The following is a 21,211-nucleotide window of genomic DNA, read 5'->3' on the forward strand; positions in this document are numbered from 1 at the left end:
GAGGGGACCCGTGCGTCCGCGGACGCGGGCGGGGGCGGCAGTCGTGGGGGCGCGAGGAGGGATGCGGTCTGGATGAGCGCGGCGGCTTTTCCTGCCGGCCCGGACGCGGCGGGCAGCGACCTTGCTTTGGAACCGGGCGGTCTTCTCGACGTACTCGGGGTGGCCGCGATCGTACTGAACGCGAGCGGGCGCATCGTGCTGTGGAGCCCGCAGGCGGAGAAGATCTTCGGGTACCCGGCGGACGAGGCCCTGGGGCGGCCCGCCGCCCGGCTCCTGGTCGAGGAGCGTCACCAGCACCTGGTGCTGTCCCTGTTCGAGCGCGTCATCGCGGGCGGCGGGCCTTGGGCCGGCACGTTTCCCATACGGCACAAGGACGGCCGCACGATCCCGGTCGAGATCCGCAACACCCGCCTCGAGGACGACCAGGGCCGGTTCTACGCCCTCGGTCTGGCCTCCGACCGGACCACGGTACGGCGTGTGGAACAGGACCTCTCCCTCTCCTCCCGCCTGGTCGCCCACTCACCCGTCGGCCTGGCCGTCCTGGACCCCGACCTTCGGTTCATCCTGGTCAACCCGGCTCTGGAACGCATCGACGGCCGACCCGCCGCCAGCCATCTGGGCCGTACGTTCCGCGAGGCGGTGGCGTCACCCGACGTCGCCGCGTTGGAATCGACGCTCCGAGAAGTGCTGCGGACGGGGACTCCCGTCCTCGCACGGACCCTGCGGGGGTCCGTCGGCCCCGGCGGAAGGGAGCGGGTGTGGTCGATGTCCCTCTACCGGCTGCAGACCCCGGGGCGGCTCGTCATCGGGGTTGCCGCGTCGGTCGTGGACATCACCGACCAGCACCGCGCGGCCAAGGCCGCCGCACAGGCAAGACGACGCCTCGCGGTCGTCGCGGACGCCTCCGAGCGCGTCGGCACCACGCTCGACCTGGACCTCACCGCGCACGAACTCGCCGACCTGGTGGTGCCGGAGTTCGCCGACATCGCGGCCGTCGACGTCCTGGAGTCCATCCTGACCGGGCCGCATCTGCGGGGCACGAGGGCAGCCCCCGGAACGGCGGTGTTCCGCGCACTCGCGGTGAAGTCCGCGTACCCGAGCCCGGCCGAGGAGGCCGCCGACCCGGTCGGGGAACCGGCCCGCTACGACACGGAGCGGCTGGTCACCTGGTGCGCCCGCACCGGCCGGCCCGTCCTCGTGGAGCACGTCACCGAGAGCGACCTGGCCCGGATCGCCCGTGACGGCTCCGCCGCGGCACTCCTGCGGCAGGCCGGCGTCCACTCCTACCTCGCCGTCCCCCTGCGCGCCCGCGGTGTCGTCCTCGGCGTGCTCGACCTGAAGCGCGCCCGCAACTCCGTACCGTTCGACCAGGACGACGTCCTGCTGGCGGGGGAGCTGGCGGCCCGCGCGGCGGTCGCGATCGACAACGCCCGCTGGTACCGCCACCAGAGCCAGGCCGCACTCGTCCTCCAGCGCCACCTGCTTCCGCACGGCCCGCCGCGCCTGAAGCGGCTCGACGTCGCCGCCCGCTACCAGCCCGCGTCGGCCGCGGTCGAGGTCGGAGGGGACTGGTTCGACGCCATCCCGCTGCCCGACGACAAGACGGCCCTGGTCGTGGGGGACGTGATGGGCAGCGGAATCAACGCCGCCGCGACCATGGGGCAACTGCGCACCGCGGCCCACACGCTCGCCGGACTCGGGCTCGCCCCCGCCGTGATCCTGAACCAGCTGGACCGTACCGCCGCCGACCTGGACGACGCGATGGCCACCTGCGTGTACGCCGTGTACGACCCCCACCGGAGGACCTGCCGCCTCGCCTGCGCCGGGCACCCCCCACCCGTGCACGTGCCGGCAGGCCTCGCCCCGCAGCTGCTCGACCTGCCCACGGGCGCGCCCCTCGGCGTGGGCGGCGTCCCCTTCGAGACCGTGGAGATACCGTTCGACGCCGGTGACGACCTGGTCCTGTACACCGACGGCCTGGTCGAGACGCGGGACCAGGACATCGACGTCCGGCTGGCAGCCCTCACCGACCTGCTCGCGCAGTCCTCCTCCCTTCCGCTGGAGGAAACCTGCGACCTGCTCCTCGGCGCGCTGAGACGCCCCGACGACCACGACGACGTCGCCCTGCTGATCGCCCGCGCCCAGCCCCCGCCCGACCAGGACCAGGACCAGGGCCAGGACCACGCTCGGAACCACGGGCACGGCGGGAAGGAGGAGGCACCGTGAACGGCAGCGCGGTCCCCAGGGATGGCCTCCCACCCTTCTCCGAGGAGACCGCCGCCGCCCTGCTCGACGCACGGGGAGTGGTGAGCGGCTGGACTCCGGAAGCCCGGGCACTGCTCGGCCGGTCCGCCGCGGACGTCGTCGGCCGCCCGGCGCGCGCCCTCCTCGCGAACCCCCTCTCCTGGGCGACGCTCGTGGAGGCGTACGCCCAGGGGGAACGGAACGGCGAGGCGGTGCTGCGTACCGGCGAGGGCGGGGAACTGCCCGTCGTCTTCAAGGCGTTCGGCCTCACCGAGGGCGACGGTCACGGCGGTGCGGGGGAGTACCGGGCGGGGCACGAGGCCGGGTGCCTCGTGCTGGCGGCCCCGGCGGCCCTTGCCACCCGCTGGAACCAGGACCGGTCGTTCGTCAACGAGCTGTTCCTCCAGGACCGCGTGGGTCTCGCCGTGTTCGACTCGGGGCTCCGGCTCCTCCGGACCAACACCCACCTCCTGCCCTACACCGGCGTACCCTCCGACCTGCGGGGACGCCGCCTGTCGGACTTTCTGTGGCCCGGGGACGCGGCGGCGGTCGAGGAGCAGCTACGAGAGGTCCTGCGCACCGGCCGGCCGTTGATCGGGGCCGAACAGATTCTGCGGACCGTCGAGGATCCCGCCGGCGGGGTGTTCATCACGATCTCGGCGTTCCGGTTGCAGGCCCCCGACGGCGGTGTTCTGGGGCTCACCGCCCTCTTCACCGACGTCACCGAACTGCGTCGCTCGGGCGAGCGCCTGGCACTGCTGTACCGGGCCACGGGCTCGGTCGGCGGTTCGCTCTCGGTCAAGGACACCTGCGCGGAACTGGCCGCGGCGCTCGTACCCGGTCTCGGAGACCTGGCCGTCATGGAGATCGCGGACGCCGTGTCGCTGGGCGAGGAGCCGGTACCCGACGAGGAAGGCCGGCTGGTGCTGCGCCGTGCGGCCGTCGCGGGGCGGCCCGCGGAAGGGGACCACCCGCCGGCTTCGACCGTGGTTCGGGTCGCCGCCCCGATCGTGGACACCGGCACCACCGCCCCCGTCACCGGCGCGGGGACCGAGGTCGGCACCAGGATCGAGGCAGAGGCGGTCGTCGGGGGCTACCCGACGACCATGACCGCCCTTCTCCGCGCGCGAGGAATGGTCCTCGGCCGGGTCTCAGTGGGCCGGCACGCCGACCGTGGCCTGTACGAGAAGGCCGACCACGACCTGCTGCGCGAGATCGCCGACCGCGCGGCCCTCGCACTGGACAACGCCCGCCGTTTCGCCCGCGAGCACCGGGCGGCCGTCGGCCTGCAGCGCAGCATGCTGCCGCCCACGCAGACCGAGACCGCGGCGGCGACTACCTCGGGCACGTACCTCCCCGCCAGCACCTCGACCGGCGTCGGGGGAGACTGGTTCGACGTCATTCCGCTGTCCTCCGCGCGGATCGCGCTGGTCGTGGGGGACGTCGTCGGACACGGACTCGCGGCCACCGCCACCATGGGCCGACTGCGCACGGCCGTCCGCACCCTCGCCGATCTCGACCTTGAACCCGACGATCTGCTCACGCACCTGGACGACCTGGTCGCCCAGCTGGTCGCCGAACCCGAGGACCCGGCCGACGAGGACTCCGAGGACGACGGCCTGGACGCCGGCGACGACGGATGGCGCGACCGCCACCCGTCCTCCTCCTCCACGGGCGCGACCTGCGCGTACGCGATCTACGACCCGGTGTCCCGTACGTGCGTGGTGGCATCGGCCGGGCATCCACCGCCGGCGGTGGCGGATCCGATGGGCAACGTGTCGTACCTGCCGGTCGACCCGGGCCCGCCGCTCGGTGTCGGCGGTCTGCCGTTCGAGACGACGGAGGTCGACGTGGCCCCCGGCACCGTCATCGCCCTGTACACCAACGGCCTGATCGAGAACCGGGACGGTGACCTGGACGTGGGGATGGCCGAACTGGCCGGCCACCTCGCCCGCCCCGGCGCCCTCACCGGGCCTCTGCGCGACCTCGGCAGGAAGATCGTGGCGGGCCGCCCCGCCGTCGGACTCGGGGACGACGTCACCGTGCTGCTCGCCCGTACCCGAGCGGTACCGCCCGAGAACGTGGCCGCCTGGGAGGTCGAGCCCGATCCGGCGGCGGTGGGCACGACACGGGGGGCCGCGGCGGCACAACTGCGCGCGTGGGGCCTTGAAGAGCTCGTCTTCACCACCGAACTGGTGCTGAGCGAACTTGTCACCAACGCCATCCGGTACGCCGGCGGCCCGGTCAGGGTACGGCTGATCCGCGCCGGCCGGCTGATCTGCGAGGTGTCCGACCCCAGCGCCACCCACCCCCGCATGCGCCGGGCCCGGCTCACCGACGAGGGCGGCCGCGGCCTCTACCTCGTGGCTCAGCTCACGACCCGCTGGGGCAGCCGCTACAGCCGCAGCGGCAAGACCATCTGGGCGGAGCAGGAGTTCGGACCCCCCGCATGACCCGACCTGCGCCGTGCGATACGAAGGCTTCCGTGAACGATCAGAACCAGACCCCGACCGTCCGGGCCTTCATAGCGCTCGCGCCGCCCGACGACGCCAAGGCGGAACTCGCCCGGGCGCTGCGGCCCGCCTACGAGGCGTACCCGGGCATGCGGTGGAACCGCATCGAGGACTGGCACATCACCCTGGCGTTCCTCGGCGAACTCCCGGTCGGGGCCGTAGGGCTCCTCCAGCCGCCGCTCGCGGAGTTGGCGGCGGCACGCGCCCCTCTGAAGCTGGCGCTGCGCGGCGGCGGACACTTCGACGGACGGGTGCTGTGGAGCGGGATCGACGGCGACCTCGAAGGCCTGCACCTGCTGGCCTCCGAAGTACGCGCGGTGGTCAAGGCGTGCGGGATCCTCATCGAGGACCGCCCGCTGCGCCCGCACCTCACGCTGGCCCGCGCCCGCCGAAACGATCCGGCGTCCGTGGTGGACGCCGCGTGTGAACTCGACACCTTCTGCGGCCGCCCCTGGCCGACCCCACGCCTGCACCTGGTCGCCAGCAACACGGCCAGGGGCCCCGGCCCGATCCACTACCGGGACGTCGACTCCTGGCACTTCGGCGGCGGTCACTGAACCACCCGTAACACCACGACCGTACGGTCCGAACGGCGCGACCCGTCCCGCACCGGCCGACGATCCTCCGAACACCTGACGATCCGACCTTTGATCCGGGTGGCGGGACGGTCGCCTGGCACCGGAAGTAATACCCGCGTGGGTGACTGCGTCGTGCGTGCGGGCCGGGTCATGATCATCGGCATGAGTGCCTCCCTGATGCGCCGCGCGTGCGCCGCGGCCCTGCTTCTCACGTCCACGCTGACCCCCGTGGTAGCTGCCGCAGCCCAACCCGGCGACTCCGGACCGCAGTTGGAGAGCGCGGTGCAGGCCCGCCTGCTCGGCGAGAAGACCGTCCCGTACAAGCTCGATTTCCAGGGCACCACCGTTGGCGGCTTCTCCGGTATCGACCGCAACCGCTGCACGGGCGAGTACGTGCTCATCAGCGACGACCGGTCCTTCCTCCAGCCTGCGCGCTTCTACACCGCGAAGCTGGACGTGGACGGTGACGGCGTGCACGCCGTCGACTTCACCGGCACCCGCCCGTTCCGGCAGCCGGACGGCTCGCTCTACCCGTCGCCTGCCCTCGGGGACGGCAAGGCCGTCGACCCGGAGGAGATCCGGGTCGACCCCGCCGGATGCCACTACTGGTGGGCGCAGGAGGGCGACCGGCCCACTGCGGCCGGCGGACCGGTGATCCAGCCCTCCATCGAGTACGCCGCCACGGACGGCGCCCATCGCGGCCGGCTGCGGCTGCCGCAGAACTACACGATCAGCACGGAGGAGCGCGGGCCGCGCCGGAACCAGGCGGTCGAGGCATTCACCTTCGGCGCCCGGGGCGCGGTGGTGACCAGTGCGGTCGAGGGCCCGCTGATCCAGGACGGCCCGGTGCCGGACCTGACCCACGGCGCGCTCGTCCGGGTCACGCAACAGACCCGCGGCGGGCGGGTGCTCGCGCAGTTCGCGTACCCCGTCGAGAAGATCTTCGCCGAGTCCGACCCGACGAGCCCGTGGGGCCCGGACACCGGCGTACCGTCCCTCCTCGCCTTCCCCGACGACCCGAACCGCTACCTCGTGCTCGAACGCACCTGGGTCGCCGGCGCGGGATACAAGATCCGCCTGTTCGAGGCCACCACGAGGGGAGCCACCGACGTACAGGCCGTGGAATCCCTGGCCGGACAGCCCGTTGTCCCGATGCGCAAGAAGCTCGTCGCGGACTTCGACACGCTCGGTCTGTCCACCGTCGACAACACCGAAGGCATGACCTGGGGCCCCGTCCTGCCCTCCGGTGAACGCTCCCTGATCCTGGTCAGCGACGACAACTTCGACAAGGACGCGGTCACGCAGATCGTCGCGCTCGCCCTCCGCTGAACAGCGGCACCCGAAGGCCACCCCGGGCCGTGCCCGGACGGACACCGCCCTGGTAACGGCCCACCCGGCTCGTCCTGTTGAGGCCCAGAATCGACGAACCTGCGCCAACCCGGCCTGCCGCTCGGCCTCGGCGTGTGCCGCCTGGACGTGCTGCGTGATCATGAAGTCGCGTATCGGACCGTACGAGAGCGGTAACCGATACTCGTCCATGAATCGACGGTGGAAGCCGGACTGTTGGCGAACCAGGCCCCGTGCGGAGGCACTGGAGCGCGGGGCACCTGTCTGACCCCTCCAGGAATCCCACGCACCGTTCTGCCCCAGGACTTGGGTGTGCCGAGTCGGTTCGAGGGCATCCGCAGATGAGGAGCATTCGTCGCAAGGAAGCGGGAGGGTGTCGTGGAGGCGGAGATTCTGGAGACGTTCCCGGCCGGAGCGCCCCGTGGCGTCTGGCCTGCCGAGGAGTGTGCCGCCGCCCTGCAGCGCGAGGGCGTACCGGCCACGGTCGTCATGGATCTGGAGTCCGACTGCTTTCTGGTCGTGCTGCCGACACAGCCCGAGACGGCCGCGGTCGACACCGTCGCTGCCTGACGGGAAAGCATCACCCCCGGCCTGCCCATCGGGGTCTCGGTCAGTGACTGGACGTCACCGACGCCCGGGTCAGCCGTACATCGCCACGCGGTGGAAGGCCGCAAGCGCGTGGTCGATGGGATGAGGCTGCGGCTTGCCGGAGGGGTCGAGCCTGTTCCACCTCTGCAGGTTCACCGCGACGCACATCTGACGCTTGCCGTCGGCACGCGTCATGGCCAGCGCTCCACCACCCCAGACCGTGCCGCCATGGCCCCAGAAGGTGCCGTGACCGGGAGCGTCCATCGGGTGCAGGCCGAGGCCGTAGTCGATCGTCTTTCCCTCTTGGGAGACGACCGGGACGGTGCGTTGCATCTGCGCCAGCGACGACGGACTGACGATCTCCCCGGCCAGCAGCATGCGGAAGAAGCGGTTGACGTCCGTGACGGTCGATATCAGCGACGCCGACGGCCCCACCCATGACATGTCGTAGACGCTGTAGTCGCGCGGCGGGTCGATCATGCCGAACCACGCCTCGTAGAGCAGCGAGTGCGGCCCGTCGACGCACGGTCCGGCGGGAAGTTCGGTGTCCCGGAGCCCGGCGCGCTCGATGACGTTCCGGGTGATGTACCGCTCGGCCGTTGTGCCGGTCACCTGCTCCAGGAGTTCGACGAGGAGCAGGTAGTTGGTGTTGGAGTACAGCCCCGGAGTGCCGCCCGGGGCGCCGACAGGAGGTGCGGTGACGCCCATCTCGATCAGGTCAGCGGGGTCGAACCGCGTGAACCGGTGGTCGTCCAGGCTCTGGGGCCCGGTGTCCGCGAGGGCGGGGTACGCCTTGAGGGAGGGGTAGGCGTACGGGAGGTACTCGGCGAGGCCGCTGGTGTGGTTGAGGAGCATCCGGACCGTGATCGCCTCACCGCGCTCTCCGGGAACCAGCTTCGGAAGGTACCGGCCGATCGGTGCGTCGAGATCGATCGGACCGCTCTCGACCTGCTGCAGAACCGCGGCGGCGGTGAAGGTCTTGGTGATGCTGCCGACGCGGTGCCGCATGTCGGCGGTGACGGGGCGGCCGGTGGCGAGGTCGGCGACCCCGGCTGCGCCGCGCCAGACCTGGTCGCCGTCTCGCACCTCGGCGAACAAGCCCGGCATCCCGGCGCGGTGGATGTTTTCGACGGCTGCGTCCAGTGCCGCGAAATCCAGTGGGTTCTTCACGTCATGCGTCCTTTCGTGTTCCCCGGCGTGAGCGCCGCATCGCTCGCCCGACCCGGACAACAGGGCACGAGTGGCGTGCCGGCCCGTCCGGCACGCTCATGCACTCATTATGCACGCGGTGCGTGCAACACCAAGTGCACAGGTAGGCTGAGGTTCGGCGAGAGGAGCAAAATGGCAGGCCGAAAGCGTTGGTCGACCGAAGAGATCCTGGACGCGGCGGAGGAACTGCTGCGCACGAGCGACGCGGAGTCGTTCAGCGTGCGCAAGCTGGCCGCGGCCCTCGGGACCGACTCCTCCAGCCTCTACCGGCACTTCCGCAGCAAGACCGACCTGATGCGCGCGGTCGCCGACCGGATCCTGCTGGCCGCGATGGAGGGCTACCGCCCCGAGGGGGACTGGAAGCAGCGCATCACGACCCTGGCCCTGCATGTGAGAGAGGCCTTCGGGCAACAGCCCCAACTCGCCGCGATCTGGGGGCGCTACGCCTCGGGCGGCACCGGTTCCCGGCTGGTCGTGGAAGAGGTGCTGCAGGCCCTGCGCGCATCGGGCTTGCCCGACGAGGAGATCCCGGTGCGCTACCACCGGATCGCGGTACTCATCGCTGCGTTGATCGCCTCCGAGGCCGCGGTCAGCACCCTCACCCCCGGAGAGTACGAACAGGGCATGGAGCTGTTCCGCGTGTCGGTTCTGGGCGCCGACCCCGAACGCTTCCCGGCCCTGGCCCACTTCGCCCGCGACGTCCGACCCCTCGGAGCGGATCGCCGCGCCGCGTTCGAAGAGATCCTCGCCGCCCAACTCGCCGACATCGAGTCAGCGATCCGCCCGAACTAGCCGGCCGGCTCGGGCAAGCACAGGGGCATCCGACCCGCGCCCTGTGCTCGCCCGTCCGGCGGGAAGGCCCGCGGCAGGACCGGCCGGGGTTTCCGGCTAGGCGGCGTGAGGTGCCTGGTGCTCCATGCGTTCCTGCATGTGTCCGAAGAATTCCTCCGGCCGCGTCACGCCGGCCGTCACTCGGGCGAACTCGTCCTGTGCCGAGCGGCTCTGGGAGGTGGCGAGGAGCAGTTGCTGCATCTCCGGGGGTGGCGGTTCCAGCGTCGCGAACTCGGCCGTGAACTCGTACATGCTCATGACCTCGGAGTCCCGTACTTCCTGGCAGGATCGCATGGCCTCGTCGAACGGCCGGCGGTCGGCGAGCACGTCGTCGAGTGCCTCGGTGCACCGCTCCGCGTCCCGGAAGGCGTCCTGGATGCCCTGTGCGGTGATGGGATCCTTCAAGTACCCGGCGTCACCGACGAGGATCCAGCCGGGTCCGTAGGGTTTGCGGAAGTAGTTGGGGATGGCCATGCCGACGAACCGCTCGGCTTGGGTGGCCTTCGAGATCCGTTCGGCGAAGGCCGGCGCGCGGGCCAGTGTCGCGTGGTAATTGCCTTCGATGTCACTGCGGTTGGCCTCGAAGTCGCGCATGGGCCACGCGCAGATGACCAAGGTCTCGTCGTCGTTGGTGGGCCATGCGGCGAAGGCGCGGTCCTCGCGGTCGTACGCCTCGAACGTCCCGTCCATCGGCAGTCCGGCCCAGTAGGTGTAGTAGTAGGCGTTGATCTTCGGCTTCTCCGCGTAACCCGGGGCGGCAGTCGCCTTCGCGACGGACGAGTGGAGTCCGTCGGCGCCGACGACGATCCGGGCGTGGTGGGTGGCGGTCCTCCCGTCCTTGCCGTGCCCCTTGACTCCGGTGACCGTCTCGCCGTCGAACAGGATCTCGTCGACGGTGAATCCCTCTCGCACCTCGGTGCCCGACTCTGCGGCGGCGTCGACCAGGATCTTGTCCAGGACCGTGCGGCGCGGGGCGTAGGAGGCGTCGAAGCCCTCACCGGCAGGGGACCCGGCGATCACGAAGGGACCCAGGTCGAACGCGTAGGTGTCGATCGCGGGGCAACCCGTTTCGACGACCCTGTCCAGCAGTCCCCAGCGTTCGAGCGCGGCCAGGCCGGGCGGGTGGATCAAGTGGGTGGAGATCGTGTCGCTCGGGAACGTCGCCCGGTCGACGAGAAGGACCCGGTGACCGAGGCGGGCGAGAAGCATGGCGGTCGGGGCACCTGCGCACCGCGCGCCGACGACGATCACGTCATGGTCTTGGTTTTCGGCACCGGACGCGCCGGCCGTTCTGGTCATGGACCTCACCTGCCGATCAAGCACACCGCGCCTGGCGGAGCGTCTGCGGGCGGACGGGGTGTCTGTCGCTGCTGCGGTGCGCATCTTCAACGCTAGACCAGGCTCGCCTCCGGTTCCCACCGAGCCGTGGACGACTGTCCGGGCCCTCTTCCGGAGGACATGGGTGAGCTGCGGAGGTGAATACACTGTGTGACGACCGTGTCACGCTTGGCGGGACTTTCAAAGACCGCCGTACGTGAGGTGGGGGCGCGGTCATCTACCAGTGCAACGGCCCGCCCTGCGGAGGGCCGGGCCGGACGGTGCCGTGGCTGCGACCACCGTCCGGCCCGGAGTGTGAGGGGCCGCGGCCTCAGGGGACGTACTCGTGCTCGCAGGCGTCCTCGATGCCGTACGTCTCCCAGGCGGGAAAGTCGTCGTCGGTGGGAACGCTCTCTCCCGGCGCCAGCAGGCAGGCGTCCAAGGCGGCGCGGAGGGCGTCGACGCGCAGGCCGGTGCCGATGAAGACCAGTTCCTGGCCCTGAGCGGTCTCCGTACCGCGGGCGCCCGACGGTTCGAACCGGGCGACGGCGCCGGCCTGTGACCACAGTCCGGTCACCCGTGGCCGGCTGGCGAGCCAGAAGAACCCCTTGGAGCGCAGAACGCGCCCGAAGGTGCCACTGTCGAGGCCCTTGGTGACGAAGGCCCACAGCCGTCCGGGATGGAAGGGCAGGTCGGAGCGGAACACCAGCGAGGAGATGTCGTACTCCTCGGTCTCCGGCACGTGGTCGCCGTTGAGCTCCTTCACCCAGCCGGGAGCCTGCTGCGCCTTCTCCACGTCGAACAAGCCGGTGCCCAGGAGGTGTTCGAGGGGAACTTGTCCGCGCACCGCAGGGACGATCCGCGCCTGCGGATTGAGCCGGGCGAGCGCGGCGCGGAGCTGGCGCGCCTCCTGCGGCCCGACCAGGTCCAGCTTGTTGAGAACGATGACGTCGGCGAACTCGACCTGGTCCATGAGGAGGTCACTGACGGTGCGCTCGTCGTCCTCGTACTGGTCGAGGCCGCGTGTGACGAGTTCGTCGCCCCCGTCGAGTTCCGGCAGGAAACCGGCGGCGTCCACGACGGTCACCATGGTGTCCAGGCGGGCGAGGTCGCCGAGGATGGCGCCGTCGTCGCGGGGGAAGGAGAACGTCGCGGCGACCGGCATGGGTTCGGAGATGCCGCTGGACTCGATGAGCAGGTAGTCGAACCGGCCTTCCCGTGCGAGCCGGTCGACCTCCTCCAGCAGGTCGTCGCGCAGGGTGCAGCAGATGCACCCGTTGGTCATCTCGACCAGCCGCTCCTCGGTCCGGGACAGGGCCGCCTCACCGCAGCGGACGAGCGCCGCGTCGATGTTGACCTCGCTCATGTCATTGACGATGACCGCGACCCGCAGCCCTTCGCGGTTGCCGAGCACATGGTTGAGCAGCGTGGTCTTCCCGGCCCCGAGAAACCCAGAGAGCACGGTCACGGGGAGCCGGTCGGTGAACGTCATGACCGCTCAGCCCTCCGGCTGGATGAGACCACGCTCGTACGCCTTCACCAGGCGCTGCGGGACCTGGTAGACGACGCCGTCGACGGTGAACGGCACGAGCTGAGGCGTGGTCGCCTTCCACTGGGCGCGGCGGTGGCGGGTGTTGCTGCGGGACATCTTCCGCTTGGGGACGGCCATCGTGAGACTCCTCGGTTCGGTTCTGACACCGAGAGGCTATATGAAAATGGATTCCATTATCAATCTGGCGCTGTCGGGGCGGGCCACCCGGTACAGACGGCGCGACCCGGCGCGACGGCTCGGCACCCGGGACCCATGCGTCGTCCACTCCACCGGATCAGTGGACTGTCGAAGGGGTAGGGGCCGGACCTGAATGTCAGCCGTCCGGCGCGGGCGGGGCGGTGGCCGATTTGCGCTCTGTCCGGCGCGCACTGCCGGATGATGGGCTGGGCGTTGTGTCGGGGATCATTGCGGCCGCCATCGCCGTCATGGGAACACTGTTGGGTGCTGTCGTCGCACACCGCTACCAGGAGAAGATCGCAGCGCGGTCTGCTGCCCGTGCTGACCGCGAGCGAAGCCACCAGCGTCTTCTCGATGCCTGCGCCGACTTCATTGCCCTGGCGGAGGAATACCGGCGGGCACAGTACGACCGGTGGACAAGCCAGCACGCAGCACCCGACTCCGAGGCCGCCCTGACAGCCCGGGCCGAGTCGTACCGGCTCTATGTGGAGATCCGAAGCAGCGTCTTCCGGCTCCGCCTCGTCGCGCTCGGCCCGCAGGCGCAGCAGCTTGTCGAGCGGGCCGCTGAGATACGGTGAAGACGCGAGAGATCTTCTTCGCTGCCGATAGGTTCGACATGCTCGCCCGCGGCGAGGTTGCGGAGCATGCCTGTGAAGCCTTCGCGGTCCGCGCCAAAGAGGTGCTGGCCGCAGGGGAGTGACGCAGCTTCTCAGTGGTCAGTCATCGCCGAGAACGGCCAAGTTTCGCTGGGGCTGGACGAAAGGCCCACGGACGCGCCGGATTTGAACTTCTCCGCAAGGGGACCATGCTCCAGAGGTTCCAGTGGCTCCTCGCGACAGCGTTGGTCTGTGCCTGGTCGGCGCGTTTCGAGGTCAGGGTTCCGTTGTCCAGACCCCGACAGGGTGCTCACCTTGACGCAGAGGCACCGGGACGGATCATCAGTCATGCGCGGAGGCTACGCAGCAAGCATTCGAGTCGCGCAGCCGGGATTCGTGACTATCTTTCAACCGACCGCATTGTCACTCTCCGCGACGACTCCCGACGGTCTCTGTGCCGCAGCCGAGGTGCAGGCGGCCCCTCACCCTGCCCCTAGTGTCCAGATGATGGTGATGCCCGAGCCGGTCTCACTTCTGCTCTCCGGCGAGGAATTGCCGGATGTCGGACGCCAGGGAAGCCATCTGCTCGCCGGCCTCCAGCCAGGTGGTCACTGATGCGCTCCAGCCGCCGGCGGCCTTCCGCCAGGGACGCAAGGTCCAGGTCAGTCCGATGTGCCCGGCGGAGCGGAAGACGGCAGAGACCGCCAAGTCCCGGTCGTCGGTCTGCCAGCTCCGTTCGCCGTCCCACCCGCGGTAGTCGGCGGCCAGCCCTTCCAGAAACGAGGCGAGGCCGCTGTCCCAGAGCCAGGCGACGACCTCGTCGACGCGAGCGGTCAGACCCGGGGCCCCAACCTCGACGGCATAGTGCACAGAGTCTGCGTCGAAGGAGAACCGGTCGCAGAACTTCACGCCGATGGACGCATTGTCCTGGCAGCGGATGGTGACGCGGGACCCGACGTCAGTGCCGTCATCGACAGAGGTCATGGGCAGAACGCTAGGTCACGGCTACGTGTGCCGTCACTCGGATTCATCTCCGGCGGAGTGAGTGAGGGCGGCCTGCCGCAATGCGGTCCGGTTGCTTGTCGCGGTACTCGCGATCGCCGCCGCACGACGGCGTGAGCGCTCTGCTCGCGGACATGGTCACTGCTAGGCCGTGTGTCGGAAGTGATCTAGTGACCTGGGTCGGAAATTCTTCGGCAGGTCGCCCGGATTTCCGGTGCAGCCCTCGACGGTGTCAAGACGATCCGCACCCCGGTCACTAGCCGACGGAAACAAACCGGTCGGGCCGACCGTTCGAGGCCATGGTCACTTCGTGGACCGCGCCTCCCTGGGTGGTCATGCGAATTCGGTCGGGAGCCGTCCACACGGTCTCGCTGAGCGCATTGTCTTCGGAGTCGCCGTTGAAGCAGCCGACAGTCCGGCGGCGTTCCAACGGCGGTTTCCCCTGGTCGACGTAGACGCATCAAACCGGGTCGAGAGATCCGCTCCGCGCCACCACGAGCAGCTGGCGGTCGCCGCGATCGGGGGCCGGCTCAGTCTGCACCTCCTCGTCCGAGCCACTGAACGCAGCGGAGACAAAGCCGCCGAGAAGCAACGTCGGTGCACCGATGACGAGCAGCGTGGTGACCAGAGGCACGCGCAGTGAGGACTTCGTCCGACCCAAGAGGGCTGCCCCAGTCAGCGCGGCCAGGGCGAGCCATCCCAGCAACAGGACGTACTTACGTTCCCGACTCAAGTCCGGCCACGGCCGTAGCACCGAGGACGACTGACGCCGTCAGCAGCAGGAAGGCCAACGGTCTGCGATGCCGCTTGAAGTTCATGATCCCCCCCCAACGATGTGGATCACGCAGCACAAGAGGGAAGGCGCGGCAGAGGCCAGGGCCGACGGGCATGGGTCACAGCCACTTGTTGATGGCTGCGATGAGGACGGTCGCCTCATAGCGGACGACGAGCTTGTCGTAGCGCGTGGCAACAGCGCGGTGCCGCTTGAGGCGGTTGATCCCGCACTCGACCGCGTGGCGCTCGCGGTGGTCGGCCTGGTCGACATGAGGCGGCCGGCCACCATGAGAGCCGAGCTTCCGGCGGTTGCGCGCCTGGTCGGCCTTCTCCGGGCTGGTGCATCTGCCATACACCCTCAGACGGAGCTGAGGGCCTCTTCGTCGTCCTGCTCCGTTATCGGACCCTTCTTCTTTTCGGCAGCAGGCAAGGAAATCAGCAGCACACCTGCTCCGAGGAGTGCGATGACCGCGATCCAGCCCGAACCGACATGCATAGCATGGATAAACGCATCATCAGCAGCCTGAGCAAGAGTGGGCCGGTGGATTGCGGCGGCGACGTGGCGGGCCTGTTCGGCGGAGACTCGTGCCTGATCCTGCACCGGGCCGGGTGCACCCTCCAGCGAGGGTTCGATCGCACGTCGGTACGTGATCGACATCATCGTGCCGCCTACTGCCATTCCGATCAAACTGCCGGTTTGTCGCACGGTGTTGGTGACGGCCGATCCTGCACCGGCCTGTTCCAGGGGCAGGTTGCTGAGCAATGCGGCCGTAACGGGGCCGATCACCATGCCGATCGAGAGGCCTTGTATCAACAACAGGAGCTCGATCCAGACGAGGGGAGTCTGGAGTCCGAGGAAGCCGTATCCGCCCATGGACAGCGCAGCCACGATCAGCGCCGGCACGGTGACGAGGCGCAGAGACAGGCGGCGAACCAGGCGCGCGGCAAGGGGCGCTCCCGCGAGCGCGCCGAATGCGGTCGGGATATTGGCCAACCCCGCCTTCATCGGCGAAAATCCGAGCGCGCCTTGCAGGTAGAATGCGTTGTAGAAGGTGATGGCAGCCACGCCAAAGAGCAGCAATCCGAGCGCCAGATTTCCGCCGCCAAAAGTGCGCTCCGCGAGCAGCCGCGGATCAAAGTTGGGCACCTTGACGCGCAGTTCGACGAGTACGAAAACAGCCAGCAGAACCAGGCCGACCGCGGTCGGAGGCCAAACGTCGGTACGACTCCACTCAGTCACCTGACCCGCCCGAATCAGCCCGTAGGCCAACGCCGCGAGTCCACTGATCGACAGCAACATTCCAGCGGGGTCCAGTGGTCGCCGAGTGGGGCTGCGGAAATTCGGAACCAGCACGGCGAGCCCGACCAACGTCAGTGCCGCGACCGGGACATTGATCAGAAATACCGAGCCCCACCAGAAATGATCGAGCAGGAACCCGGCCAGCACCGGGCCGCCAGCCATCCCGACGCCGGCCGACGTCGAGAAAATTCCGATCGCGGCAGCCCGCGCGGGGCCAGTAAAGGTCCACATGAGGATGGCCATCATGGCGGGCGTGATCAGCGCGCTGCCCAGCCCCATCGCAGCTCGAGCCGCAATCAGCTGGCCCACATCGCTGGCGTACGCCGCCCACAGCGAGGACCCGGCAAAGATCATCAACCCACTGGAAAACACAGTCCGGTGACCGAAGCGATCGCCCAATGCGCCTGCAGTGAACATCAATGTGGCGAAAGTCAGAGTGTACGAACCCGTCGCCCATTGCAGCTGGCCGGGATTGGCCCCCAGTCCACGGACCGGGTCTGAAAGGGTCTCCAGCGTAGTGCTCAGGACGGTATTTTCTAGCCAAATCAACAGCGAACATAACATAAGGACGGCAAGAATCAACTGCTGCCTGGATTTCTGCAACGCTGGAGGCGCGGTCATGAACACCTTCGGATGTCGATCGGCGGGGAACTGAACGACTGGACCATAGGCAAATTCCGCGACGCCGTCAATCTCAGAGTTTCTTGTCAATGCTGTTGCGATTGAACGGACGGTATGCCCTCTGCTGGAATTGCGGACGGAGCAATACTGTGCCCTCCGGCGGATTTTTGAGTTGAGAATTTCATGACTCTCGGAGGGTTGTGACTGGGCTGATTTCATGCCCTCCAATGAGCTGTCGCGTCCGCGTGGGTAGCCGCCACGCCCAGGTCGACGAACAGCTCGCATCCCACGATCAAGGCGACCTGGGAGTGCGGGTTCGACACCTTTACGTGCTGTCAGGTGGCGCACTGGGCGCCCCGGACGCGTGGGACGTGACGATCCAGTCGATGGACAGGGCGGTGTTGCAGGCGGACCTCGCGTCGCGGGTCAGCCTGCAAATGCTCCATGTGCGCTTCCCGGCCTACGACCTGCGGGAACTGACCTGGCGCCTCCGCGATCACGCCGCAGGCCGCTCAGTTCTGCTGGCCCCCGCCGACTGGAGCACCGTTGGCCGCTAGGTTCTGGCCCGGCAGGGCCGGCTCTGGCTGAGCAGCCACCTGGCCGTACGGGCCAACTCAAGCGCTCAGCCGCAGCTCGGCGATCACACTCTGGTTCAGGCCGTGGCTCCGCATTTCGTCGGGCGGCCGAACGGTCTTCAGCGGTTCAGGAGCCGGTTGAAGAACGAGCGATACTGGCGCAGGGCTACCCGCAGGCTCTCCGTGTCGACGTCCTCGCCCTCGCTCCACTGCCCCTCCAGCCGGGACTTGTGGTCGGCGAATGTGGCGGCGAGAGTCTGCATCACGTCGGCGACCAGACCGTCGGCCGCGTGCACGGCCTCACGGGGGTCGTCGACGAAGAGGCTTTGGATGTCGTGCCAGCGGGAGCGGAAGGACTCCTCGTCCTCGTTGGACAGAAGTTGTGGGGTCTCGTCCGCGTCGGCGCCACCCGATTCGGCGTCCTCGCCCGTGCCCTCCCGCGAAGGCTCGTTGCCCTCGTAGCCCTGGGCCCTGACGCTCGGCTCCGCGCTCTCGTCCTCCTGGGTGCTCTCGTACCCCTGGCCGCTCTCGTCCGCGGGCGTGCGCTCGTACTCTTCGCCGCTGCGTTCCTCCAGCGTGCCGGCGTCTCGGTCGGCGCCGAGGCCGGGGGTGCCGGTGCTCTCGCCGGGGTACACGGGTGGCGGCTCGGAAGCCTGCCTGTCGTCTGCTTCGTCACCGGGTGGGGACGGGTTGGCGATGTCCTCGGTGGACAGGCCGCTGTCAGCCCGTTCCGGTATGTCGTGGTCACGCATGGCGTGCCCTCCGCGTCAGGACCGACCGGGGTCGGCCTGGTTTTCGTTTCCGTCGGAGAGCAGCTCGTCGAAGAGTGCGCGGTAGTGCACCATCGCTCCTCTCAGCTGCTCAGTAGTAGCCCGCTGCGACGCGCTCAGCGTCTGGACCTCGTGTGCCGACCGGTAGTGCTCCATCGTGCGGCCGTGTTCCACGGAGAGGTCCCGCATCTGCTGCTCAAAGCCCTCCGTGGGGTAGCCACGCTCGTGCATGAGCGCGGTCACCAGCCGGTCGGCGTCGTGCACCGCCTCCTCGGGGCGGTCCACGAACTCTTCCTGGACTCCACGCCATTTCTGCGCGTAACGATCTCTCGCCCCGCTCGGCAGTGGCTTGATGTCGAGGGAGTCGTGGCGCTTCTCGCGGGCATCGAGGTCGTGCTCGGCGGCCCGCCTGCTCTCGGCCTCGTCGACCGTGCGGTCGTACTCGGGACCGAAGCGCTCACGCAGGCGGCTCCGGCGCCGCCTGTCCAGAACGATGGCCAGCGCGATCAGTAGTATCACCACCGCGATGGGGATGATGATGGCCAGAAGTGTTCCTGTGGACATGGCCCGACCCCTTGGCTTGTCTACCATTCGTGCTCACGGCGGCTGCCCACGCCGGTAGGCCTGAAACGGCCGAGGGGCGTGAGAAGCCCCTGCCCCCGGCGCGACGACCTTGGCGTACACCGTCGGCACCCGCTCGCTCGCGGTCCGCCTCGCATCAGGGAGCGTGGCTGACAGCCATCAGGGCGACGGCGAGGGTGAGGGTGTGGCCGAGCGGGGCTCAGCCCTCGTCCGCCGACGCCGGTGTCCCCGATGGCGGCCGTCTCCTCGGCTGTCCGTCGCTGAGCGGGCGGGGACCGGCCGCGTCCCTCGCCGGCCTTCCGCACTGCCGTCCCCAAGGACTCACCAGTGCTCCTTCAAAACCAGCCAAAGAAGCGCTGTGCATTCAGTAATCCAACGCTGAGGGGACTGGTTCGGGCGTACTTTCGCTCCGTGAATTCCACTTCTGAACCGAACATATCCGACGTCAGTACGTCGTCCGCGACATCTCCCCGCCGCCGCCAGCTGCTCCGCGCCGCACTCACCGGAACTGCCGTCACCGCAGGCGCCTGGGCTCTCGGCGCTCCGGCCGCATCGGCCCGGACGCACTCGCCCAACCGGCCGCGGCCTACGACCCCTGAAGAGGCCCTGCAAGAACTGAACGCAGGCAATCGGCGCTGGCGCACCTTTCGCGAGAAGCACCCCCACGAGACGCATGCTGTGCGGCGTGAAGCAGTGTCCGGGCAGCATCCCTTCGCCGTCGTTCTCGGGTGCATCGACTCCCGCGTGCCTCCGGAGCTGGTCTTCGATCAGGGGCTGGGCGATCTGATGACGGTGCGCTCCGCCGGTGAGGTCCTGGACGAGGCCGTCCTGGGAAGCGTGGCGTACGGCGTCCTCGAACTGGGTGTCCCGCTGGTCATGGTGCTCGGGCACCAGTCCTGCGGCGCGGTGTCCGCGGCCGTCCACGCGGAAGAAACGGGCAAGGAGCTACCCACCCACATTCAGTACATCGCTGACCAGATCAAGCCCGCGATCGATCACTCGGTCGAGGGCGGTGCTCGGATCGACGCGACGATCAACGCTCAGGTGCGGCTCGTGCGGTCCAGGCTCGCCGCAGAGCCCGACCTGGCCGCGAGGGTCGCTACGGGGAAGCTGTCGATCGTCGGCGCCCGGTACGAACTGACGAACCAGCTCGTTCACCGGATCGCCTGACCAAACTCTCCGCTCGTGGCCGGTGATACGTCGTCGCCGGCTACGGGGCTGGAGATGAGGCCCCGGCGGGCGTTGGGGCCCGTTGGTGGATGGTGCCGCATGGGTTGGCCCGGCCGTTATTGCCGGGGGAGTGGCTCGAGGAGCGACATGGGCGGCTGCCTCCCGTCGTTGTTCGTCGCCTGCACCGGCGATCAGCCGCTGTTCGCCGGCTGAAGAGCAAGCACCTCTCTCTGCGGCATCTCGCTGTTGCCGGGAACGTCGTCGTCATCGTCGAGGCCCAGCGTTGTTCAGACAGCAACCAGACAGCTTCCGGCGGGGTTCTCGCCATCGTTCATTGACTCGCTGCGCTCCGAGTGCGTGATCGGCTGCACTGATGCGGGGTCGCTGCGGGGCGGCCCGGAAGCGGTCTGGATGCGAGGGCGGGCGGGCTGGGAGTGGGTTGCGCATGATGACGATCAATGTGGCGGTGCTGCTCGCGGTCGTCGTGGTGATGCGGCTACGCCGCAGGACCCAGGCCAGAAGCCGTGTCGAGGAACGCAACACCGCCTTCCTCGTCCTGGCCTTGGGGATCCTGATCGCGCCGACCTCGCTCGGCCAAGGCATCTACAACGGGATCGGCCAGCTGGTGCGCGGCGTCTCGGGGGCCGGCCTGTGAGTTCACGATCCCGGCCGGGCACCCGCCGCTCCCCGGCCGCGCGCCGGGCCCGCACGACCTCCACCTCCCGCCGCCGACCCGCGCCCAGGCGCCGTACCGCGTCCCGCCGTCTGCGGCGGGCGTCCGGCGGGGAGCAAGTCGGTCTGCTGCTCCTGGTCCTCGCCGTGGTCTGGAGCCTGGTCGTTGGCGCGCTGCGGTGGCTGGCCGCTCACCCGTGGGTACCGGTCGTCCTCGTGCTGATCGCGGCGGCCGCCGGCGGCGCGTGGGTGTACCGGCGCCGGGAAGCCGCCCGCTGGAACCGCGTACGGGAACAGGGACTGCGCTACGCGCTGCCGCAGATCGATGCCCTGCACCACCGTCAGTTCGAGGAAGCGGTACGGGACCTGATGCGCCGGGACGGCTGTTCCCAGGCGATCCGGGTCGGCGGGGCAGGCGACAACGGCGCCGATGTGAAGGCCACCGATCCCTTCGGTCGCCTGTGGGTCATTCAGTGCAAGCACCGCAAGGCCGGCCTTGCCGGCTCCGCCGTCGGGACCCCGGACCTGCACGTCCTCAACGGCACCGGTCGCCCCGTCCACCACGGCGACGTCGTCGTGCTGGTCACCAACGGCCGCTTCACCGGCAAAGCCGTCGACTTCGCACGCTCCCAGCAACTCCATCTGGTGGACCGCCACTTGCTCGCTCAGTGGGCCGCGGGCTCCGCCCCGCTGTGGGAACTCCTGGGCGCGGTTCCCTCCCCGCGCCGTCCTGCCCCCGGCTCCTGAGCGCGGCCTAGTTCAGTAGAGGCCGGCGCGATCGGTGCTCGCCGCC

21 protein-coding genes and 1 pseudogene are annotated in these 21,211 nt (G+C 69.3%); 12 read left to right on the forward strand and 10 right to left on the reverse strand.

The window, feature by feature from the left end; all coding sequences use genetic code 11:
- Positions 1-72: 72 nt before the first annotated feature.
- The 5 genes from ACWF79_RS05425 to ACWF79_RS05445 all read left to right on the forward strand — a co-directional run bounded on the left by ACWF79_RS05425 (position 73) and on the right by ACWF79_RS05445 (position 7,252).
- Entirely contained in the window at positions 73-2,226 is a 2,154-nt protein-coding gene (locus tag ACWF79_RS05425; RefSeq protein WP_453726715.1) for a SpoIIE family protein phosphatase, read from the forward strand.
- The gene (locus ACWF79_RS05430; RefSeq protein ID WP_453726716.1) at positions 2,223-4,697 is read left to right on the forward strand and encodes a SpoIIE family protein phosphatase; all 2,475 of its coding nucleotides are present in this window, start codon (positions 2,223-2,225) and stop codon (positions 4,695-4,697) included. The genes ACWF79_RS05425 and ACWF79_RS05430 overlap by 4 nt, the downstream gene beginning before the upstream one ends.
- Positions 4,694-5,314, forward strand: coding sequence for an RNA 2',3'-cyclic phosphodiesterase (thpR, locus tag ACWF79_RS05435; RefSeq protein ID WP_453726717.1), 621 nt, complete (start codon positions 4,694-4,696; stop codon positions 5,312-5,314). Before ACWF79_RS05430 ends, thpR begins: the two co-directional genes overlap by 4 nt.
- Before the next feature lie 183 nt (positions 5,315-5,497).
- Positions 5,498-6,664, forward strand: coding sequence for an esterase-like activity of phytase family protein (locus tag ACWF79_RS05440; RefSeq protein ID WP_453726718.1), 1,167 nt, complete (start codon positions 5,498-5,500; stop codon positions 6,662-6,664).
- A 396-nt stretch (positions 6,665-7,060) separates the two neighbouring features.
- Entirely contained in the window at positions 7,061-7,252 is a 192-nt protein-coding gene (locus ACWF79_RS05445) for a hypothetical protein (RefSeq protein ID WP_453726719.1), read from the forward strand.
- A 69-nt stretch (positions 7,253-7,321) separates the two neighbouring features.
- On the opposite strand, the gene ACWF79_RS05450 is transcribed toward ACWF79_RS05445, so the two are convergent.
- A complete protein-coding gene (locus ACWF79_RS05450) occupies positions 7,322-8,440 on the reverse strand; it encodes a serine hydrolase domain-containing protein (RefSeq protein WP_453726720.1) in 1,119 nt (372 codons plus the stop codon).
- Positions 8,441-8,611: 171 nt separating this feature from the next.
- Between ACWF79_RS05450 and ACWF79_RS05455 the strand changes: the two genes are divergently transcribed.
- Positions 8,612-9,271: a TetR/AcrR family transcriptional regulator gene (locus ACWF79_RS05455; protein ID WP_453726721.1), complete on the forward strand. Its 660-nt coding sequence runs from the start codon at positions 8,612-8,614 to the stop codon at positions 9,269-9,271.
- A 96-nt stretch (positions 9,272-9,367) separates the two neighbouring features.
- On the opposite strand, the gene ACWF79_RS05460 is transcribed toward ACWF79_RS05455, so the two are convergent.
- The 3 genes from ACWF79_RS05460 to rpmF all read right to left on the reverse strand — a co-directional run bounded on the left by ACWF79_RS05460 (position 9,368) and on the right by rpmF (position 12,296).
- Positions 9,368-10,609, reverse strand: coding sequence for an NAD(P)/FAD-dependent oxidoreductase (locus ACWF79_RS05460; protein ID WP_453726722.1), 1,242 nt, complete (start codon positions 10,607-10,609; stop codon positions 9,368-9,370).
- 349 nt (positions 10,610-10,958) lie between these two features.
- Positions 10,959-12,119, reverse strand: a complete 1,161-nt coding sequence (locus tag ACWF79_RS05465; RefSeq protein ID WP_453726723.1) for a GTP-binding protein — start codon at positions 12,117-12,119, stop codon at positions 10,959-10,961.
- Positions 12,120-12,125: 6 nt separating this feature from the next.
- On the reverse strand, positions 12,126-12,296 hold the full coding sequence (gene rpmF, locus ACWF79_RS05470) for a 50S ribosomal protein L32 (protein WP_453726724.1): 171 nt from the start codon (positions 12,294-12,296) through the stop codon (positions 12,126-12,128).
- Positions 12,297-12,517: 221 nt separating this feature from the next.
- On the opposite strand from rpmF, the gene ACWF79_RS05475 reads away from it, so the two are divergent.
- Positions 12,518-12,934, forward strand: coding sequence for a hypothetical protein (locus tag ACWF79_RS05475; protein WP_453726725.1), 417 nt, complete (start codon positions 12,518-12,520; stop codon positions 12,932-12,934).
- Positions 12,931-13,056 carry a hypothetical protein gene (locus ACWF79_RS05480; RefSeq protein WP_453726726.1) on the forward strand — a complete coding sequence of 42 codons (126 nt, stop codon included), beginning with the start codon at positions 12,931-12,933 and terminating at the stop codon, positions 13,054-13,056. The genes ACWF79_RS05475 and ACWF79_RS05480 overlap by 4 nt, the downstream gene beginning before the upstream one ends.
- 424 nt (positions 13,057-13,480) lie before the next feature.
- Here the strand turns inward: ACWF79_RS05480 and ACWF79_RS05485 are convergent, their stop codons facing one another.
- The 4 genes and pseudogenes from ACWF79_RS05485 to ACWF79_RS05500 all read right to left on the reverse strand — a co-directional run bounded on the left by ACWF79_RS05485 (position 13,481) and on the right by ACWF79_RS05500 (position 16,868).
- Positions 13,481-13,936, reverse strand: coding sequence for a DUF6228 family protein (locus ACWF79_RS05485; RefSeq protein ID WP_453726727.1), 456 nt, complete (start codon positions 13,934-13,936; stop codon positions 13,481-13,483).
- 478 nt (positions 13,937-14,414) lie between these two features.
- Positions 14,415-14,588, reverse strand: coding sequence for a hypothetical protein (locus ACWF79_RS05490; RefSeq protein WP_453726728.1), 174 nt, complete (start codon positions 14,586-14,588; stop codon positions 14,415-14,417).
- A 259-nt stretch (positions 14,589-14,847) separates the two neighbouring features.
- Positions 14,848-15,096 (reverse strand): annotated as a pseudogene (locus ACWF79_RS05495) (IS5 family transposase); the annotation flags it as partial.
- The gene (locus tag ACWF79_RS05500; protein ID WP_453726729.1) at positions 15,087-16,868 is read right to left on the reverse strand and encodes an MFS transporter; all 1,782 of its coding nucleotides are present in this window, start codon (positions 16,866-16,868) and stop codon (positions 15,087-15,089) included. The pseudogene ACWF79_RS05495 and the gene ACWF79_RS05500, both read right to left, overlap by 10 nt.
- A gap of 26 nt (positions 16,869-16,894) precedes the next feature.
- Here ACWF79_RS05500 and ACWF79_RS05505 point away from each other — a divergent pair, with 26 nt between their 5' ends.
- The gene (locus tag ACWF79_RS05505) at positions 16,895-17,206 is read left to right on the forward strand and encodes a hypothetical protein (RefSeq protein ID WP_453726730.1); all 312 of its coding nucleotides are present in this window, start codon (positions 16,895-16,897) and stop codon (positions 17,204-17,206) included.
- Positions 17,207-17,343: 137 nt separating this feature from the next.
- Here the strand turns inward: ACWF79_RS05505 and ACWF79_RS05510 are convergent, their stop codons facing one another.
- Positions 17,344-17,976 (reverse strand): hypothetical protein, encoded by a 633-nt coding sequence (locus ACWF79_RS05510; RefSeq protein WP_453726731.1) that lies wholly within the window; start codon positions 17,974-17,976, stop codon positions 17,344-17,346.
- A gap of 15 nt (positions 17,977-17,991) precedes the next feature.
- Positions 17,992-18,558, reverse strand: coding sequence for a hypothetical protein (locus ACWF79_RS05515; protein WP_453726732.1), 567 nt, complete (start codon positions 18,556-18,558; stop codon positions 17,992-17,994).
- 429 nt (positions 18,559-18,987) lie between these two features.
- Here ACWF79_RS05515 and ACWF79_RS05520 point away from each other — a divergent pair, with 429 nt between their 5' ends.
- The 3 genes from ACWF79_RS05520 to ACWF79_RS05530 all read left to right on the forward strand — a co-directional run bounded on the left by ACWF79_RS05520 (position 18,988) and on the right by ACWF79_RS05530 (position 21,165).
- Positions 18,988-19,746 (forward strand): carbonic anhydrase, encoded by a 759-nt coding sequence (locus ACWF79_RS05520; RefSeq protein ID WP_453726899.1) that lies wholly within the window; start codon positions 18,988-18,990, stop codon positions 19,744-19,746.
- Positions 19,747-20,191: 445 nt separating this feature from the next.
- Positions 20,192-20,401 (forward strand): hypothetical protein, encoded by a 210-nt coding sequence (locus tag ACWF79_RS05525; RefSeq protein ID WP_453726733.1) that lies wholly within the window; start codon positions 20,192-20,194, stop codon positions 20,399-20,401.
- A complete protein-coding gene (locus ACWF79_RS05530) occupies positions 20,398-21,165 on the forward strand; it encodes a restriction endonuclease (protein ID WP_453726734.1) in 768 nt (255 codons plus the stop codon). The genes ACWF79_RS05525 and ACWF79_RS05530 overlap by 4 nt, the downstream gene beginning before the upstream one ends.
- Positions 21,166-21,211: the final 46 nt, after the last annotated feature.

The sequence above is a fragment of the Streptomyces sp. NPDC054975 genome (genome assembly GCF_053609105.1).

Coding starts and splice junctions, on each gene's coding strand:
- ACWF79_RS05425 (WP_453726715.1), top strand. CDS start 73: ATGAGCGCGGCGGCTTTTCCTGCCGGCCCGGACGCGGCGGGCAGCGAC.
- thpR (WP_453726717.1), top strand. CDS start 4,694: ATGACCCGACCTGCGCCGTGCGATACGAAGGCTTCCGTGAACGATCAG.
- ACWF79_RS05440 (WP_453726718.1), top strand. CDS start 5,498: ATGAGTGCCTCCCTGATGCGCCGCGCGTGCGCCGCGGCCCTGCTTCTC.
- ACWF79_RS05455 (WP_453726721.1), top strand. CDS start 8,612: ATGGCAGGCCGAAAGCGTTGGTCGACCGAAGAGATCCTGGACGCGGCG.
- ACWF79_RS05460 (WP_453726722.1), bottom strand. CDS start 10,609: ATGACCAGAACGGCCGGCGCGTCCGGTGCCGAAAACCAAGACCATGAC.
- ACWF79_RS05465 (WP_453726723.1), bottom strand. CDS start 12,119: ATGACGTTCACCGACCGGCTCCCCGTGACCGTGCTCTCTGGGTTTCTC.
- rpmF (WP_453726724.1), bottom strand. CDS start 12,296: ATGGCCGTCCCCAAGCGGAAGATGTCCCGCAGCAACACCCGCCACCGC.
- ACWF79_RS05485 (WP_453726727.1), bottom strand. CDS start 13,936: ATGACCTCTGTCGATGACGGCACTGACGTCGGGTCCCGCGTCACCATC.
- ACWF79_RS05500 (WP_453726729.1), bottom strand. CDS start 16,868: ATGAAATCAGCCCAGTCACAACCCTCCGAGAGTCATGAAATTCTCAAC.
- ACWF79_RS05510 (WP_453726731.1), bottom strand. CDS start 17,976: ATGCGTGACCACGACATACCGGAACGGGCTGACAGCGGCCTGTCCACC.
- ACWF79_RS05515 (WP_453726732.1), bottom strand. CDS start 18,558: ATGTCCACAGGAACACTTCTGGCCATCATCATCCCCATCGCGGTGGTG.
- ACWF79_RS05525 (WP_453726733.1), top strand. CDS start 20,192: ATGATGACGATCAATGTGGCGGTGCTGCTCGCGGTCGTCGTGGTGATG.